At 33.5% G+C, this 17875-nt stretch carries 8 protein-coding genes and 2 pseudogenes; all 10 read right to left on the bottom strand.

The features are described from left to right. Positions 1-414: 414 nt before the first annotated feature. Positions 415-5748: a DEAD/DEAH box helicase gene (locus tag D3H55_RS22190; RefSeq protein ID WP_119549502.1), complete on the bottom strand. Its 5334-nt coding sequence runs from the start codon at positions 5746-5748 to the stop codon at positions 415-417. 26 nt (positions 5749-5774) lie between these two features. Then, the gene (locus D3H55_RS22185) at positions 5775-6740 is read right to left on the bottom strand and encodes a hypothetical protein (protein ID WP_119549501.1); all 966 of its coding nucleotides are present in this window, start codon (positions 6738-6740) and stop codon (positions 5775-5777) included. 16 nt (positions 6741-6756) lie between these two features. Next, complete coding sequence (locus D3H55_RS22180) at positions 6757-8748, bottom strand: hypothetical protein (protein ID WP_119549500.1); 1992 nt, start codon at positions 8746-8748, stop codon at positions 6757-6759. Position 8749: 1 nt separating this feature from the next. After that, the gene (locus D3H55_RS22175) at positions 8750-10270 is read right to left on the bottom strand and encodes a competence protein CoiA family protein (RefSeq protein WP_136035782.1); all 1521 of its coding nucleotides are present in this window, start codon (positions 10268-10270) and stop codon (positions 8750-8752) included. A 462-nt stretch (positions 10271-10732) separates the two neighbouring features. Then, a complete protein-coding gene (locus D3H55_RS25410; RefSeq protein ID WP_338067969.1) occupies positions 10733-12028 on the bottom strand; it encodes a DEAD/DEAH box helicase in 1296 nt (431 codons plus the stop codon). Positions 12029-12046: 18 nt separating this feature from the next. Further along, a pseudogene (locus D3H55_RS25405) lies at positions 12047-12735 on the bottom strand (DEAD/DEAH box helicase family protein). Beyond that, positions 12684-13064 (bottom strand): phospholipase D-like domain-containing protein, encoded by a 381-nt coding sequence (locus D3H55_RS25400; RefSeq protein WP_338067967.1) that lies wholly within the window; start codon positions 13062-13064, stop codon positions 12684-12686. The pseudogene D3H55_RS25405 and the gene D3H55_RS25400 overlap by 52 nt, the downstream one beginning before the upstream one ends. A gap of 102 nt (positions 13065-13166) precedes the next feature. Beyond that, positions 13167-13490: pseudogene (locus D3H55_RS22165) on the bottom strand (nucleoside triphosphate pyrophosphohydrolase). 53 nt (positions 13491-13543) lie between these two features. Then, on the bottom strand, positions 13544-14416 hold the full coding sequence (locus D3H55_RS22160; RefSeq protein ID WP_119549498.1) for a hypothetical protein: 873 nt from the start codon (positions 14414-14416) through the stop codon (positions 13544-13546). An 8-nt stretch (positions 14417-14424) separates the two neighbouring features. After that, complete coding sequence (locus D3H55_RS22155) at positions 14425-17712, bottom strand: RNA-dependent RNA polymerase family protein (RefSeq protein ID WP_119549497.1); 3288 nt, start codon at positions 17710-17712, stop codon at positions 14425-14427. Positions 17713-17875: the final 163 nt, after the last annotated feature.

The following is a 17875-nucleotide window of genomic DNA, read 5'->3' as shown; positions in this document are numbered from 1 at the left end:
TTTAAGCACCTTTATAACTGAATTATATAAACCTTTAATTTTACCCTTCCATTCTACCTCCACAACACTCAATAGAACTTTTCTACAACCTCAAGATACCAGAAACGAACGTGCCCTCAGTAATAAGATCCTCCGGTTTAGGCATGGTAGTCTTATAGATACTTTGTATGTCTCTCTCTCGGACTTTTGTCAACCTATTCCATTACGGTTATATGCTTGCTGCCATTTTGTAGTTTGATGATCCCACATTTTGAAAATATAAAGCTTTACTGCAAAATCCGTTGCATTGTGATCAATGCAATATTTCTTCTCATGCTTTTAAGCATTGCATTCAGCGCCAGTGCTGCTTCATTGATTTTTCAGTAGAGACATCCAATATAATGTTCCAACAATGTATTTCTTTACTAAACCTCTTTAGGTCAACACTGTATTCCTAACTTTTCTCCCTAAATAAACATTTGGCAAGTCATGCAATACTTCATATGCTGAAACATAATGAATTGGTGTACCATTGTTTGATTTGGTAATTCGTTGAATATTATTTTTAACTCCAATTAGGCTGCCATTTTCCTTTTTCAAAAAATATTGTCCGTTTCTTTCTATTTCTTGAGCTGTTTCATTATGAATTTGCAGCATACGTCTTATCGGACCTAACACTTCCTTTTGTTCTTTAAAAGATAATTGTTTTAGGTTTCCATTTACTACATAATCTAATAACTCAAAAGCAACAAAACGGTTTAATTGATTATGATAAAACTGGTTTGCATAATGGCGTAAACATTTATAACATGATGTTTCACAATTATTTTCACAGTGATTTAAGATATTAAATGTCTCTTCAATGATTTCTGGTAATACTACCCCTGCAATATGAGCATATCCAGCTCCACCTGAAAGAGTATCAAATAAATAAATATCTGCTCCTCCCATAGAAAGCGGAAGAAGGCGGTATCCAGCTGATAATTCATTGTAATCGATATCTAATACCCTACTTGCCGCTAATACTAATGCTTCTCCTATCGTCTTTAATCCATCATGCACCCATCGCTTGTCTGCACTAAAGTCTATTTCATCTTTAATGTTTAATCGAAGTAATAATAAATCAGAATTAAAGACATTCCCAAGAAATACTCGACGTACTTCTCCCCTGCATTGTCTAGATTTTTGTCCAAGTACCGTTTTTAAACGATAAGGCACTTCATGCAAATGATTATCTTCATTTTCCCCAGCTGGCCAGATAGCTCCGCAATCTCTACATATTTCAAACCCGTCCTGTCCATCTGTACCTTTGTTCATAACAATAAGCTTTTTATCCAAAGCATTGGTATAAGATAATAAAGATGAGCTGCCATATGGTTTTAAGCTTCCTTCTTCTTCATCTACCGGAATCGGCAATTGGGGAGGAATAGCATAAGTGAATTCTTGATCCCTATCTCCTTCTTTTACCTCTTCACCGCCTTCTGGCGAAAAACCAGTTGGTCTTAAAAATGGACTTTTTCTTAAATTCTCTCCACAAACCTCACACACGTTACTAGACAATTCATCCAAAGAAACGAATAAGCAAGAATCACAATATGTTACATTCTTTAATGAGTCTATTCCGAGATCTAGCGCCGGCTTAAGATAGTTTTTCGGATAAGGTACAAAAATACCTCCGATTCGATAGGTTTTCTTGTTTATGACTACTTGTTTTCCTGGAGCATATTCTCCAAGGGCTCGATTTATTTCAAGCTGCGGACGTTGTTTTACCACAACTTTTCTAGCTTTACTATCCCACTCTTCAATATAAAGGCTGCTTAAATCTTTTGGAAAAGCATAAGTGGGTAGCAATCCATGATTAAATAAGAAATCTAATAGTTTATTATTTGAATCAAACTCAGCTTCTTCATCCTCTATATTCACTAAGCTATGTTTAATTGATTCATAGCTATTTTTCAAATCCTCAATTAACTCGTTACACGATTCCTTTATCATTTCTACCTTTAATCTTTGTTTGTTTGTGTTTAGGTCTCCATCTTTTAAGACAACTTCATCGGGTATAATGTCAAATACTACTGAATACTGTGAGAAATCTTTTCTTTTTAAAATCTCTAGCCAGTTTTCGAATTCCTCAATATTGAATGGTAAATCACCTTCAAAAAACGATCTTGTATCACCTAGTGAACTATTAAGAGCACTTGAAGTATCCTCATCTTTAATAACATTATCATGGAAGTAAGTTTGAATGAGAAAGGCATTCATATGACGTTTGGCGATTTTTTTATTATCAATATATACAATCGGCTTTCTACTCGCACCACTAATAATCTTATCTGGCTGTTTAAAGTAATGATAGTCATGTGGTCCACCTTGTGAATAAGTGAGGACAGTAGATAACGCTGATCCCCTACGACCTGCACGACCTGCACGCTGTTGATAATTTTCCCGCTGTGGTGGCACATTTCTTAAGCCAACTGCAGTTAATGAGCCAATATCTACCCCGACTTCCATGGTGGTAGTACAACTTAGGACATCAACTGCTCCATCGAGATTATCTAATATGATATCTTGAAAACGAAGCTCATACTCTTCAGTTGTAGCGATTGCAATCTTAGGATCTTTTTGAGATAACTGAGCAGTATGCTCTTCTACTGTTAAATTAGAGATCTTCATATTATTTTTTAAAACATCATTAATCGGTGAGCGCCAAAAACCTTTTTCTGAATCCAGAATAGCACTATCTTCATTCAAAGTATGAATTTCCTCCGAAAAACAGTTCACACATTTTCCTTTAACAATAACCATATTTGTTTCTTTACAGCTGTTGCATTTGTACCATTTTGTTTCAATACCCGGAGTAAGCTTTAATTTTTTTGGAGATAAGAAAAATCTTGTCTCATATTCGTTACACAATCTGAATAGAGAGTCTATTACCAGCTGACTGTCGTCCTCTTTATCTACAAATAAACCTATTACACTCTTTAAGTGCCTTGTGACAATCCCTTTTTCCACTCCCCAAATGGCTTCATTAAAACCTCTAATTTTAGCCCGCTCAAAAGGATTTATTGATGTATCGATCGCAACTTTATCAAGTAACTCTTGAATAAAGAGTGCTGTCACTACATTAATTTCTTCTTCTGTTAATAATCCTTTTAATGCCTTCTTAAGTTTCTTCTTTTCTTTATCCATGGGTTCAATAAACCCTGTTGCAGTGGCATAAATTGAATAAAGAGGGTGACAAATTTGCCGCATTAACTCATTTTTGAACCTTGTCAAAACTTCAATATCCCCATCTTCTATTAGCTCATCATAATCATTATCAAATACTTCCTTAAAGAGATGAACATGGTTCATAATCGTTTTTCGGTCTGTGTCATCAAAGAAATATAGATTATGATTATTCATTACCTCTAAAATAGCAGTATATAAGGCACTACTTAGTCTAGGTTCTTCCCCTTCATCTATTAAAGTTTGCCCTGCAAGTAATATTGATTGGCGAAATGAATCCAGCTCAACTTCGTATGGTATATCCCTAGCAAGCCTTGCAGCTTTTTGACGACCATCAGAAAACAATAAAACTTTTCGTCCTTCATTAGGCAGATTTTCATCTTTATTAGTTGGTTGTTGCAGCATAAATTGCTCACGAACTAGATTTGCAAAAGGCTGTTCACCCTTAGTTTTTAAGTCTATTATGGTTCCCTGAATCTTTCTCATACAACACGGGCATTTTGGGAATGTAATTAATTTCGGATTTTGACCTTTTTTCTTCTTACTATTATTTTCATTAGGAGCATATAACTTTAAATAACCGGATTGATCTTGTGGAGGCTCTGACGATAAATAGCCGGTTTTGATATCTAGCCAAACTGGTTTCGGTGGAGCAGCTTCTTCAAAAGTCTTACTATGAGGCTTTTCTACTAGTAAATGAATCTCGGTCAATTCTTCCCCTACAATTCCCGTACCTTTTTCGGCCCATAAGAAATTTTTCTCTTCTTTTGAAACAAAACCTCTAAGAAAAGCAGAACCACATTTTCGATGTGTTAACATTTCATATACACGTGCTTCTTCATCACATGTACACTTTAATTTCGAAGAGTCATACATTTTTCCAAGTAAAGATTTCATTTCAGGATTCCTTTTTACATTACATGTTGGGTTTGTACATGTATAAATGCCCGAAACACCTTTAAAGAACAAATGAACACGAACAGGCAGTAGTACTCTTCCATTTTCTTTAGCAGCATTCGCTAACATTAATAGATTACTAGTTGCTTTTTCAGAAACTTCCTTTGATACATTCGGAAAAACTTCTTGTGCAATATTTGTAAATATTCTAGCATTACCACTAATAGATGTTATTATTGTTTCCAATGGACCGAAGCCATCTAAGTAATGATATAAGTACTCGGGTAAATCTTTTAATTCACTAGGCACTTGTCCCCAGTCTAGTTGTTCCAATACATCATTCAAATGCTTTTTTAATTTTTCATAGTAATGAATACGGTTTGTAAATAAATCATTATCTAAATTCGCAAACACTCTCGCTTCATGTTCTGTACCTAAACGACCTTGCTTACGAATTTCTCTTGTACCTTTGATAAGTTTAAACTTTCTTTCTTTTGGCTTACCTGTTAACTGCTCTGCAAACTCTACTGCAGAAGTTTCATCACCTTCGTCACCTAAACTCGCACTAGTTAAAATACAGCGTAAGCGGTCACGACTAATACCTAGTCTAGCTTGTAATCTTCTAATAAGCAGTGCAACTTCTGCTCCACTTGATCCGCGGTACATGTGTGCTTCATCTAATACTAAGATAAACTTGTTATTTTCATCTTCTGCTAACCACTCTCTTGTCTGTTCCCATATTGACCGTTCAATTGGTCTCATTAACATATATTCCAGCATAGAATAGTTTGTTACTAAAATATCTGGCGGAGTTTGGTGCATCTCATGTCTTGTAAAAAGTTCACGATCGTTTTCCCCTGTTACATATTTAGATTTCCATTCACCGCGCCTACCTTTACGAAACTCTTTTATATCCTTTGCAACCCATTTGCCGCGCTCCTTCATTTCATCTGCTAATCTCGGGTTTTCTTTTTCCATATCATTATAATATTTTATAATTTCATCAAGCTGATACTTATCTTTTTTCTCTGTTCGCTCTCCAGGATATGGTGTACGTGAAGTATACATACCAAACAAAGGGTATCTGCCGAATTGTTCCTTAAAATAATTTGCTATTCTTTCATCACCAAATAACTTGCGCAACCTTGTAATTTGATCACTAACTAATGCATTCATTGGATATAAAATTAATGCTCTTACCGAATTTTTCTGAAACTGCACATTTCTCTCTGAACCTTCTTGAATAAGAGAATTCAAGATTGGGTGTAAGAAGGATTCTGTTTTACCAGAACCTGTTCCTGTTGCAATCACCAGATCATTTTGATCATGTAAAAAAGCTTCAAGAGCTTGCTGTTGATGAACATATGGTCTTGGATAAACCCCTACACTAGGATACATCACTGAAAAGTTTGTCATTGCTTTTTTACATTGCAAAGGCATAGTAATTTCCTTGTATTCCTTACCTGGTTCATAAACTGGTGTAGCTTCAATATAAGGCTCTTTAGAAATAATCCCTTGTGCTTCAAGTAACCTTCGACGTTCTAATAATAATGATTCTTCACTTATAGGATATTGAGCCTCAATATATTCTTGGAGCTTATGATGAAGCCTTATTGATAACGAACTAATTGTATAATCTGTCATAACCCTTCCCCTTTCTCAACCTACTGTTAGTTAATTATCTGATTATGTAATATTGAACTAACACTAGGACCTTTAATTCCTACTTTTTTAACAACCTCTATAAAATCTTCATAATGAGATACAGGAACAATCCAGGTAAAAGGATCATACAAGTTCTCTGGCATTGCAAATAACATCAACATCTTCTTTTCACCCAATGGAATACGCTGTTTGAATTTCATTTTTACTAATTCTCCACTTATTCCCATGACTTCAACATACCTACTAATTCCTGATTCTCTTTCTACTGCAAATTTTGCTATATCTAAGTAATTGTTTGGTATTTGAAAAAAATATGTCTTGCTCTTTGTTTTCTGAGCCCAAAAATAAGTGGCAGGACCCTGTTCTACATAATATCTAGCAATAAAGTTTTGTATCTTACGATTTTTAACTTTCTCATAATCATCCCAACTTCTTTTGTCAGCTGGTAGGAATACTTGTGCAGGTTTATCTGGAATTTCGTAAGGTTGTGAATTACCTATAATATGCAGAAATTCACTGACACCTACACAAGGCATCCATTCATCTAAGGTCAGGGTAGGGACATTACCTTTTTCTGAATAGTATCCACTACATAAACCTATATAAGGTTCGATAGATCTCTTTTTATTTGTTGAACTTAGAGAGACCAACTTTTTTGATCTAGGTAATTCGACAGTTCTTTCAGGCAAAGGTAGAAAATACCCCCCAGGCAACTTAGCAAATTCACCTAATTCACTAAACAATTTTATCAATTGCATAGCATATGTTTCTTTTGAATCTCTATCTAAAAGTTGTACAACATCTTTAAACTTTTCCAAATCTAAAAATCGATTTATGATGGGAACTATACGTTGAAAATGAACCTTTTTTGGTTCACCCATTTCTAGAGAATGGAATAATAACTGAGATTTAATGTGATCCCGAATATGATCTAAACTTTTCAATTGTTTTATAACATTATAGAATTTCATAAAAGCTCCTCAAATCCTAAAGTGTAAGCATTTCTCCTACAAGCAACTCATCTGCAATGTTTTTAAACTGTTCATTGTTCATATAATCTCGTAAAAAAGTTTGTAAAACCCATTCTGTGATTTCTTCTTCGTTATCACTTGCGTTTTCAAGTAAGCGAAACCAATCTTTAAATTCATTTTTAATCTTTCTTGGATCCATGCTTGTTATTTCTTCTAATGCATCCTTAAAATCTTTATAAACTTTTGATTTATTATTAGTTAACTCTGTATTTCCAATTACAGACTTTATAGAAATATATCCAAATGTAAATGTTCCTTCTAACCGTGCATTTCTAAGCTCACCTTTTATATTTATTTCTTCTGTATCAATTATGGGAATATACTTTAATTTATCGAGTAAATCTTTGCTTAGCTCATCTATATTTTTAACACTAAGCATAAATAGTTCTGGATAAGAGCTATTTATAGAAACTCCCCAGTAATCAATAAAAGAAGGCATATACAATTCTGTAGGAGCATTTTCGATGTTGGATAGATGAAGTGACTTTAATGTGTTTAACCGCTTATAATTTTGAAAGCAAGAGACAAGTGCTTCATTTGAATAACCTTTTATATCTGGAAAGATTGTAAGATGTTCATTACCAGAGATCGTCCAACCAATAGTTTGAGCTATATCAAAACTATTGCTTCCCTTAATAATAAGTGGTTTTCTAAACAAGATCGCCCCCAGTGTAGTAAACACAATGAATTTAGCGTCATTTTTTTCTACATTAATTTGTTCTAAATTGGACACTAATTTTTCGATTAGATGAACTAAATCTCCAATTTCTATTTCTCGTTCATTCTCCTGTGTAAACCATTGCGAGCTTTGAATACTTGTTACTCCAGCAGTTGCCTTTGATTTGACGATTGGAAAATTTGGAGTTGGTAACAGGTTTACCAAAGTATGATAGACGTTTTCTTGCATTTCTTTTAATTTTTGTTGGAGAGCTTCATTGGCTTTCTCAAGATCCGTTTCCACTTGTTTTTTGTTGGATTTTAAATCTTTTATTTCACCTTGTAACTTATCTTTCCGGGAAGTTAACTGCTTCGTTTCATTGGTTATTGTCTTATGATCTTCTTCTAATTTCTTTTTAGCTTTTACTAATTGTTCTCCTACTTTTTCATTAATTTTTTCAATTACTGCTTCGCACCGCAATAATTCATTATTAAGCCTATTTATCTCCTCATCCGATACTAAGTAGTTTATTAATAACTCACTTGCTCTAGTAACACGATCTTTTCTTACCTGAGAGGGAGTTTCACTTACTAAATCACCCAACATTTTAATAACTCTTCTAGAAATCTCACTAACTTCTTTTTCTTCTTTTAATATTTTTAAGGCATCACGTACTACTCTTTCGTTCGTTGAACAGTCTAAATAGTGATCTATTGGACTATTAATAGTTGCAGCAGAAATAAAATATCGTTCGACACCATATTTAGCATCCCAATGTTTTATAATATTAACGTCATTTTTACGTACTTCTATTAAGCCACTTTCATTAAATTCAGCAATCCATTTATCTTCCGCTTTATTTTTTGTAGAACAAGGTCCTATTAAAAAATCATCAGTTGTGAGCAATACTAGCTTTGAAGAAATTTCATGAGTTTTAGTTATACCATTTTGAAGAATCGAAATAAGTTTTTGTTTATTTTCTGAAAAAGAATAATTAGTTTCTATAATTTCAAAGTAGTTATAGCTTGAAGTTTCCGTTGAAACGGCATACTTTGATGATATAGGTGAAGTGATATCAAAAGTCCCACTTTCATTGAGCGTATAAAACCCCAATGTACCTTCATTTACTTCTTCGGGAATATGATAATAAATAACTTTCCCATTGTTTGGGAACTCCTCAATATGCTTCTCTATTTCTATTAATTGATCATTCTTTACACTTGCCAGAACCTTTATAAATGCATTACTGTTTCCGAATTTTCTGTCTATAAACCCAAAAACTGTTTTCATTCTATTCTCCCCCTCTGTATTTATTTTCTAATAACTCCCTCACCTCTAGAGGAACTAGATTACGATATAAACGAATAAAAAATTTTAGCCTTTTCTTATCATTTCCCCCTGTGATCCTATCCACTAATTGCAACAAGTTATTATACTGCTTGTTAGTAATGACAGTCGTTTTTTTATGCTCGATATTGAAATATGCTGATAATATTTCCGATCCATTCAGTTCTCTATCGATATGATCTCTTCTACTTAAAACTTTAAAACTCCAAATACCAGGAGAATAAATCTCAAGATCGTTAGAATTTAATTTATTTTCCTCTCTTATTATTTGAGGGAACTGCTCACTATTCTTTTTCCACACTTCAAAAGGGAAATTATATTTAAATTCCACCGGGGGATTGATTTCTATTTCTTTATCTATAAAAATAAACTTAGATTGCTTATCACTTAAATTAAGATTATTTTCAGAATTAATTACTTCATCATGATTAACTTTATTGTTTACATAAATATTTAATATTTTTCCCTCATGCTCTTTTAGATAAAAAGTGTGAAAACCGTGCTCTAAATCAAATAAGTCCTTAGTATTTGATTCTAGTGGGTATTCCCTTGAAGTCATGTCAGGATAAATATGTATAATTTTTGGTTGAGCATGTTGAAAATCTCTAAAAGTAAGAGCTAAACTGCATTTATTATCATCGATAGAATACAAATAGTTAAATCTTTTATAAATTGATGGCTCTAACAAATCAATATAGTAAAAAGGACGTTTCAACTCAATCCCCAGTTTTTGATGAAACCAATCTATTAATGTATCATCTAGTTCGCTAGGCATCTGTATCTTATAAACGTACCATCCATGTTTTTCTTTTAGTCTTTTAACTATTAATCTTCGGTGAAAGATAAAGCTCTTCTTAGCAACTATGTAGAATGTATCATTTAAAGATAAAATATTTCTTTCCATCATTGTAAATTCACCATGAAGTAATGTGAAAAGGTAAAAATCTTTGGTAAATCCTTTGATTTTTTCTGGCCATTGCAATTGTAACTTATTTGCATATTCTTTATTATCTACAGAAAAATGGTAAGAAGGTTTGGGAGTAGCTTTTATTTTATTATTATAAGAATCGTGTCTTAAATGCAAAGAAGAAATTCTTCCTTGAAGCTCCCGGCAATATACATTAAAATACATACCTAAATCTTCAAACATTCTGGTAAAAGCTTTTGGAATCTTAGGCAACTTTATGTAAAAATCCCAATCATTTTCATATTCCTCAAGAGTTAGATACGGTTTTCGTACCATGGTTGCATAATCATAAGGATTATAAATACTTCCTAATCCTTGTAAGTAAAGCTCACAGTATTCTTTTTTCCCTCCAACCTTATGACGAAAGTGGGCACTTTGCACTCTTCCTTCCGCTTTGAATACTTCTTCTCCGCAGCATGGACAGGTATATCCACCTATATGTTTAAAAGCTTTGCTCGCTAATACAAGCTGACCATTACGATCAAATGCTTTTTCCATCGTTATCACCACACTTATTTTCTTTTGTACACTTCACTTATATACCTCCATTCTTCCTCCTGAGGAATATGAGCTTCCATTCGTCTAAGCCTTTTTTATTACAATTATGTAAATAATTTTACTATAATAAGTATTATTGATCTATAGATGTAAAAGTAATGGAAAAATTTATCTAAGTATCCTCATCTATATAAGCATCTGAGATTCCCACATGTTAAAAAAGAAGTTAAGGCTTTTACCCTAACTTCTTTTGAAAATAATTATGTTACTTGGAGACTTTAGGTTTCCAAGGCTGTGCATTACAGGACTTACACACACGCTTACATTTAGTCAAACCCTCTTCTAATGAATAAAAATATAATCTGTTTTCTTCCTTTATATTTTTCACATTGAAACAGCTTTCATGACATAATATTTTGTAATGCTTGGAAGCTACAAACATTTCTCCTCTTCCTTTCATAATCAATCCTTTTTCAAATCTTCTCGCCTTTGGAAGAAATAATGCAGTCTGTATTCACAGATTTCTTTCGTAAACTCATATAATAAATCCTTGTCCTGCTCTTCAGGAAAAACTTGCACATCAAACTTGTTGTCCTGAAGGGTAATTAATCCTTTTGAACTTCCAATCCACATGGTCATCGGCATTCTTTTAATTAAACTTGCAACCTTTTTCTCGTCATATTCCCAAAGTCTCTGTGATGATTTATCTGAGAAATCAATTCTTTTCCGATATTCTTCACTTGTAAGGTAATGATGAAAATAAGGAGCTGCTTTCTCTGGGGTTATTGGATCATACCAGTGATCAGGTCCTCTTTCTAGCATCGCAGACAGCAAGACCATTTTATAGCTCTTGGCCATTCCTGTTTTCTCTACTTCTCTTAACCAGTCTTCAAACTTTAAGAAAACTTCCTCTTCCCGCTTTGTCAGGTCATCCGCCCAATCTAGAAATGCGTGGTAAGATTTCCACTCATCATAGTACGGCTTTGCTCCCATTGGACCTCTAAGGTGCAATTCAAGGTAGGTCGGTCTTCTGCCTAAATCCTGTTTTACGTCTCGGTATGCAGCAAGTAACTGCTGCTTTCGAGGCTGCTGTTTGCGTGCCATTTCATTAATCAAATTAATAGCTTTGACATCAATTTCAAATGCACAACTCTCAGGTACGGTCGGTAGTACTTCTCCCTTTTTCCTTTTACCTTCAAGTTTCTGGTCAAAGATGGAAAGCTTCACATCTGCATGACGGTAGTTACCGATAAGATCTATGATGACACAGTAATCTTTTGATGTATGCAATCTCAGTTCACGTCCTATTTGCTGTGTAAAAACAGTCAGGGATTCTGTCGGGCGGACAAAAAGCAGAGTGTCAACAGCAGGTATATCCACCCCTTCATTAAATAGATCAACAGTGAAGATGGCATCAAGTATTCCATCCTCAAGCTGCCTGATGGCTTCTTTCCTGCTGATATTTTTTTGCTGTGAATGTTGGCTTACTGTCTTGTATCCTTTTTTGTTAAAGTAGTCAGAAAGAAACACCGCCTGCCTGATAGATGAACAAAACACAAGGGTTTTCAATTGTTTATGCTTTTCCCACGCACTGACAATGTTCTCGGCCATTTCTTCTCTCAACTGAATTTGTAACAACTGCTCCTCATCATATCTATTTCCAATCCATCTGATTTGGGAATAGTCCGTTTCATCATATACACCAAAGTATTGAAAAGACGAGAGCCAATGTCTTTGAATCGCTTCTAGAAAGTCCATCTTAAAAGCAACGTTTCCTTACACAAAGTGCATACACATCTCGGTTATCGTTCCGGTCAGGTGTGGCGGTATTCCTAGAAGGAATTCAGGATGGAAATAGGATAAAAGCCGCTGGTAGGAGTCTGCCGCTGCGTGATGAAATTCATCAATGACAATCAAATCAAAACTGTCGGGTTGAAAGCTTGAAGGTGTTTCTTCATGCTTAACGTAAATACTGAAGCGAAGACAAAATCTGCCTCTCCTTCTTTCATTTTTCCATTGTAGATTCCTGTTGATGCTTCAGGCATCACAATGTTGAATGATTTCTCTGCCTGATGAAGAATTTCTTCTCTGTGGGCAACGAAAAGCACTCTTTTGAACCGCTGCTGTGCGAAAAAGGTTGCCAGGTATGTTTTTCCGAGTCCTGTTGCCATAACAACCATTGCTTTCCTATAGCCTTCTTCATAAGTTTGTTTCAATTCTTCAAGAGCTTCTATTTGAGCAAATCTTGGTTCAACGGTCCCGTACTTATCTTTTTCTTCATGAACTTCATCTGCATCTTTACGTCTTTCTTCATCCTCTGGAAGCCTTGCTTCGACTTCTTCCTGCTCGGTCCATTTGCGGATCAAGTTAGGATATTTCTCATAATATTCTTTATATTCAGTTTCATATTCCTTTAGTGTTTCTTTATTAACAGGCAATGTCTTCTCATTATAGAAGAGACGCATAAACTGTTCCTGTAATCAAACAAATCCTTGTTATGCTGGACAGTAAGGTTCCATTCCACACCTTCCGTTAATGCTGATGAAGAGAGGTTCGATGATCCAACAACTAGGAACTCTCCTTCTGAGGTTTCAATTAGATAGGCTTTTGGATGAAATGCTACTCCCCCGCTTTTCCATAAGCGAATTTCAATGCGATTATCTATTGACAGAAGTTCTTCGAGCGCTTCCGGCTGGGTGATATGGAGATAGTCACCGGTCAACAGCTTAATATCTGCCTGGAGATCGGCCGCTAATTTAAGAGCATTCTTTAAGTACCGGACACCTGATTTCATGGAGAAAGAAGTCAGTATATATGCTGACTTCGCTGATTGAATCTTTTCTTTTATTTATTGTTGTGCCAAGATGTGATGTGATTAACTGAATTTCTGACATTATTAATCCTCTACCTCTATTAAAAAGATCTTATCTTCAAATGCGCCTCGTTTTTCTGCTTTCTTCCGGCGGATCTCTTCCACTTCTTCAAGAGTTGTTCCATGAGACTTGGCAAATGCATGAGCAATCTCCATTAAGTCAGCCAGCTCTTCCAAGGCTTCTTCCCTTGTTTCTGCGTCACGATATTCCTGAAGTTCCTCAAAACTTTTATTCTTCAATTCTGTTATGTATTCTATATCTGAAAGGATTCAAGTTGTGAATTTCTTTCCTTTTGATTCAATGATTTCAGGGATTCTGTCACGGACTAGTTTGTTGTATACAGGCATGGGAATTCCTCCAAAGAAAATGTTTTATCATACGGCTATAACCCTTAATTGACCTATAGGCTAAAATTTGCTGGTTTATGCATAAAATCGGAATTATGTTCATGAGATTCTGCTTTTTGTTCTTTCGCTAGATCTTTTAAAGGGAGTTCAATAGTGGTAATTGCGTCAACTTGATTTCCGGAAATCTCATATCTTTGTCTCTTATGTGGAGACCTATAAGGTGTAAATGAGTGTGATCCACCATAATTACCTGTATTACACACTACAACATTACAAAAAAGAATCCGGTGTAATGTATCAGAAAGTGTATGAAAATATCCTAAATCTGAATTGTAAGCAACTACAAATAAAGTTTGAATTTTAGCTTGTAATAATTTTTGCACCGGTAAATTTAAATAATCAAAACAAACCAATATAGCCCAATTCCCCAGGGCTTTGCTTTCAAAAAGATATATTTTGTTCTCTCCTTGAAATTGATATTTATGCAAGTCCAGCATTACTGATTCGGCGGGTGCAGGGAACATCTTTGGGATTTCAATTATAGTTGCTTTTGAATGAGGCGTTTTAGAACCCTTTTCTAGAACACTTGGTATTGCAATAAAGGCATGGTTCTCTATAGTACGATTTCCATTTTGTTCTCTACTTTCTAGCCATTCTATTCCACCTATTATGATAAATCTAAATTTTTCAGCTACATGGCTTACATAGTTTTTCAAATATTGATGGGGGAGAAATAACTCTGGAAAAACCAAAAAGTTTGAATTATCCTCCTTTGCAACTTTTACTCCTTTAAAGAACCGATTAAGTTGATTATGTGGCTCTTTATACTTTAATCCATTTTCTATATCAAACAAGTTTAAAAAGCTAGATGAATTTGTACTACCATCTGTGACCTGAGCTACTGTGACCTTTACTAATTTCTCCATTTTTAACATCACCTTTTTGTAATCATATCTACATCGATTCTAATCATCTCTAAAGGGTTATCTATATTATCCTCATTTATATATTCAATAGAATTCTCTAAGTATTCTTTTATCCAATTTTCATTAGAATTTGGAGAATTTCCTTTTTGCGGTAGCAATCTTCTATATGGCAATAAGCTATTATCAACTATATTATATATTTCTTCATATATTTCCCTGTGAATATTCAGACTATTAACTAGCAGAGAGAGTATACTTGTACTTGGAAAACTAGTATCAGACAAGAACTTTTGAGCATCCTTCCAGTTGTAAAAAAACAAAGGTTTAACAATTGCATATTTCATGGAATTTCCTGTTAACAAACTAAAAAGGTTCAGTGAATTGAGATATTCATTTATATTTTTTACAAATGTTGGTTTGTTATAATAGAATTCAATTTCGTTGTTTGTTACCTTATTTAAAATTAATTTCTTGGGGTTATTCCCTATAAATTCCTTGTAGGAGGATTCTCTAAACTCCCACCACTGATCAATAGTCAATCCATAACTCATTAAGAAAACGTTATTCTTATTTTTTGAATCCTTTATTTTGATTATCAAATGTTTAAATACCACCATTGCCTCATACTCTGTTAAAGGCATAAGCTCATTTGTATAATTGGGGGAATGATTTATATAAAAAAGAAAATCATGTAACGGTATAACTGTGCTATTTAGGTTAATTTCATTTTTATTTACCTTTTGAGGAAACTTTGATAATTTTATGGGTAATTTTAAACCTACGTTACCATTAATCCCTAAGCTCATCTGAAGTAATCCAAAATTATAAAAGCGGTCTAATATAAATTGGTTAAATAGGTTGCTTGCTTCAGGAATATCCTTTACCCAAGAATAAAAGTTCTTCATTGAGGTAGGCTTTTGAAAATACAAAATTATAATTTCATTAATAAAAGAAATAAGTTCAATTTCTTGATTACTTTCTACTCTTTTCTTACTGCCAACTTTATTCTTCTCATCAAAGAATTCGAATAATTTGTATGCCTTAATAGGTATTAATTTCGGATTGATTTTCGCCCAAGAAAGCCAAAGTTCTATATTTTGCACCCTTAAGTTCCTACTTGGGTTTTGACTGGTAGCAATAATAAATTTTATTACCTTGTCCCATACTTTTTTTACAAATAGTAGTTCATCTTCTGAGAATATTAGTCTTTTTTTGTTACGAGAGTATTCAACCCCTTTATAATAGAGTTTACTCATTAAGTATAAATCAGTATTTTCAACAGATATCTTTTCTTCATCTACATTATTTAACAAAATTGATTTACTAAAGTTTTTTCTAAAATCATAAATGCCTTTTAAAGATGACAAAGTTGATTGGATTTTTTTATTATGGTTGTAGAGTGATATATTAAATTTTGGATCCATATGAATGTTACAAACTACATAACACCAGTATACAGCGTACCTTTCAAACCAAAAGCCAGGGGTTTCGTCATACCAACTCTGTACACTTGCACTAATAATTCGGCGGAATTTTTCTCTATAGCTTTGTGAGATTGATCTCCATTCCCTTGATATAAGAAATAAAATTTTTGAGCGAATAAAAGGACCGTATATTTTCACCTCATATTTGTCCTTTGTAGTAAAACTAAACTCCTTAAGAATTCTTTCCAATTCGTCTAAATCCCGGATGGAAGAATTATTTTTATCATGTGTTATTTTTTCAATAAGTAATAATATATAAAGTTCATATAATACTATTTTATGGGGGAATTTTAATAATGCTCTTTTAAATTTTTTAAAAGGATAAAAGTGTTCTATTTCCATATTTCTAAAAATTGCTTCTTTTAATCCCTTATTAATTCTCCAAGATGCAAAAGTAACCTTAGTTTCATCTTTCACTTCACTTTCATCAACGTTAAGTTCTAATAAGCTCAACATTTCATAAAGAAAGGCTTCCACTTCTGAATTACTCATAGTTTTTAATTCCATATCAGAAATTTGAGACATTTTTTCTATCATAGTAGTTGAACCAGGTATGTTATCATTTTGTGTTATCGTCTTAGGACTAAGATTTTCTATTTTCACCTTTTCTATTTCTTTCAATATATTTAACCTCTTATCCTCATCCTGGTTATCTAAAATAGGTAAAACTTTTTTATATACATCTTCCAAATACTCTTCCTTCTTCATCGGAACCATTTTTTCAGGTGCAAAAGCAAGACCTAAGTCTTGAACTAGCTTTTCCAGTTCTGTTATTATTTTGCTTACTAGTTTTTTATCGGATGAAATTATTGTAATGTCATCAGTGTATCTAATTAATTTTACTTCTATCTCCTCAGATACATTTTCTCTTAACCAAGCTTCAATTTTCAAATCAAGCCCTTCGGTTAAAACACAATTTGCTAAAAAACCAGAAGAAATTAAATCTAAAGGAAGTCTCCCCGATAAAATTTCGTGTATTTCTCTATTGTCTTCCTCATTGGTCAACTTTTCTCGATATTCAGCAAAAAAGCTTTCGTGAGCAACTAGAGAACTATCGGGATCATGAAGAGTAAAATTTAGTAAAGACTCCAAAAGACTGACCCATTCAGTTGCAGCTTTTTCTTTGATAACTCCTCTGGTTTCTAATTGTTCAAACCTGTTACTCATGGTTTCAATAATATACTTTCTCTCTAAAGTAGGGTAAAATTCTCTTATATCGGCTTCCCCTAAATATACTTCAGTTTGCTTCTCAAGAATTCTTTCTATTGTTTCTTTCATGGTATTGTTTCTTTGACGTAATCCCCACTGGAAACTTTCATAAATACTAGAACCATTTAAATGAATAAATGTTCTATTGTATACTTTCTCCAAATCATCAAATTTATGTATTCTTTTCAGTCGGTTATTAAAACTCCATGGAACCATCCAATTTAAAGTTTCCCTCTCATCCCTTTTGTCGAGAGAGTAATTTATCTTTAAGTCGGTATTAGTATCAAACCATTCACCGATTGCCAACATAAACGTTGCCCAAGCAACTTGATCTTTAAAAGAAAACAAAACCTTGGGCCTCATTCTTGCTCTTCCTTGGTCCAAAGATTTAGGGTACCAATAAAGAATACCGTCTTGCATTTTATATTTATTTCTTTTGAATTCATCTTTTATTTTTTTTATATTATTATCTAGATCCCTCTCAAAATTTAGAAGGTCTATACTGTCACAAAAACTAACTTCTTTCTCATAAAAATGTTTTGCTTTTTTATATCCGAAATAAAAAACTGAAAGTGGAATTTCACTTGGTTGATAAAATTTCAAAATTACACCTCATATTAGTTGTATTTATAAATCTACTATACTATAGCGGATTACATTAATCGACATATAACCCAAAAAATCCCTATAGAGATTATCTATCCTATAGATTGTTATAAACACGTATCGCGGCTCTCCGATACTTTTAGCAATTCCAACTTCAGAA

It is taken from the genome of Bacillus salacetis, from assembly GCF_003581585.1.
Taxonomy (GTDB): Bacteria; Bacillota; Bacilli; order Bacillales; family Bacillaceae_B; genus Rossellomorea; species Rossellomorea salacetis.
This window is presented reverse-complemented; position numbering and strand designations above follow the sequence as displayed.

Excerpts from the sequence above, each read along its gene's own strand:
- D3H55_RS25410 (WP_338067969.1), bottom strand. The coding sequence starts at position 12,028 with ATGGACTTTCTAGAAGCGATTCAAAGACATTGGCTCTCGTCTTTTCAA.
- D3H55_RS22160 (WP_119549498.1), bottom strand. The coding sequence starts at position 14,416 with ATGGAGAAATTAGTAAAGGTCACAGTAGCTCAGGTCACAGATGGTAGT.
- D3H55_RS25400 (WP_338067967.1), bottom strand. The coding sequence starts at position 13,064 with ATGAAATCAGGTGTCCGGTACTTAAAGAATGCTCTTAAATTAGCGGCC.
- D3H55_RS22185 (WP_119549501.1), bottom strand. The coding sequence starts at position 6,740 with ATGAAATTCTATAATGTTATAAAACAATTGAAAAGTTTAGATCATATT.
- D3H55_RS22180 (WP_119549500.1), bottom strand. The coding sequence starts at position 8,748 with ATGAAAACAGTTTTTGGGTTTATAGACAGAAAATTCGGAAACAGTAAT.
- D3H55_RS22175 (WP_136035782.1), bottom strand. The coding sequence starts at position 10,270 with ATGGAAAAAGCATTTGATCGTAATGGTCAGCTTGTATTAGCGAGCAAA.
- D3H55_RS22190 (WP_119549502.1), bottom strand. The coding sequence starts at position 5,748 with ATGACAGATTATACAATTAGTTCGTTATCAATAAGGCTTCATCATAAG.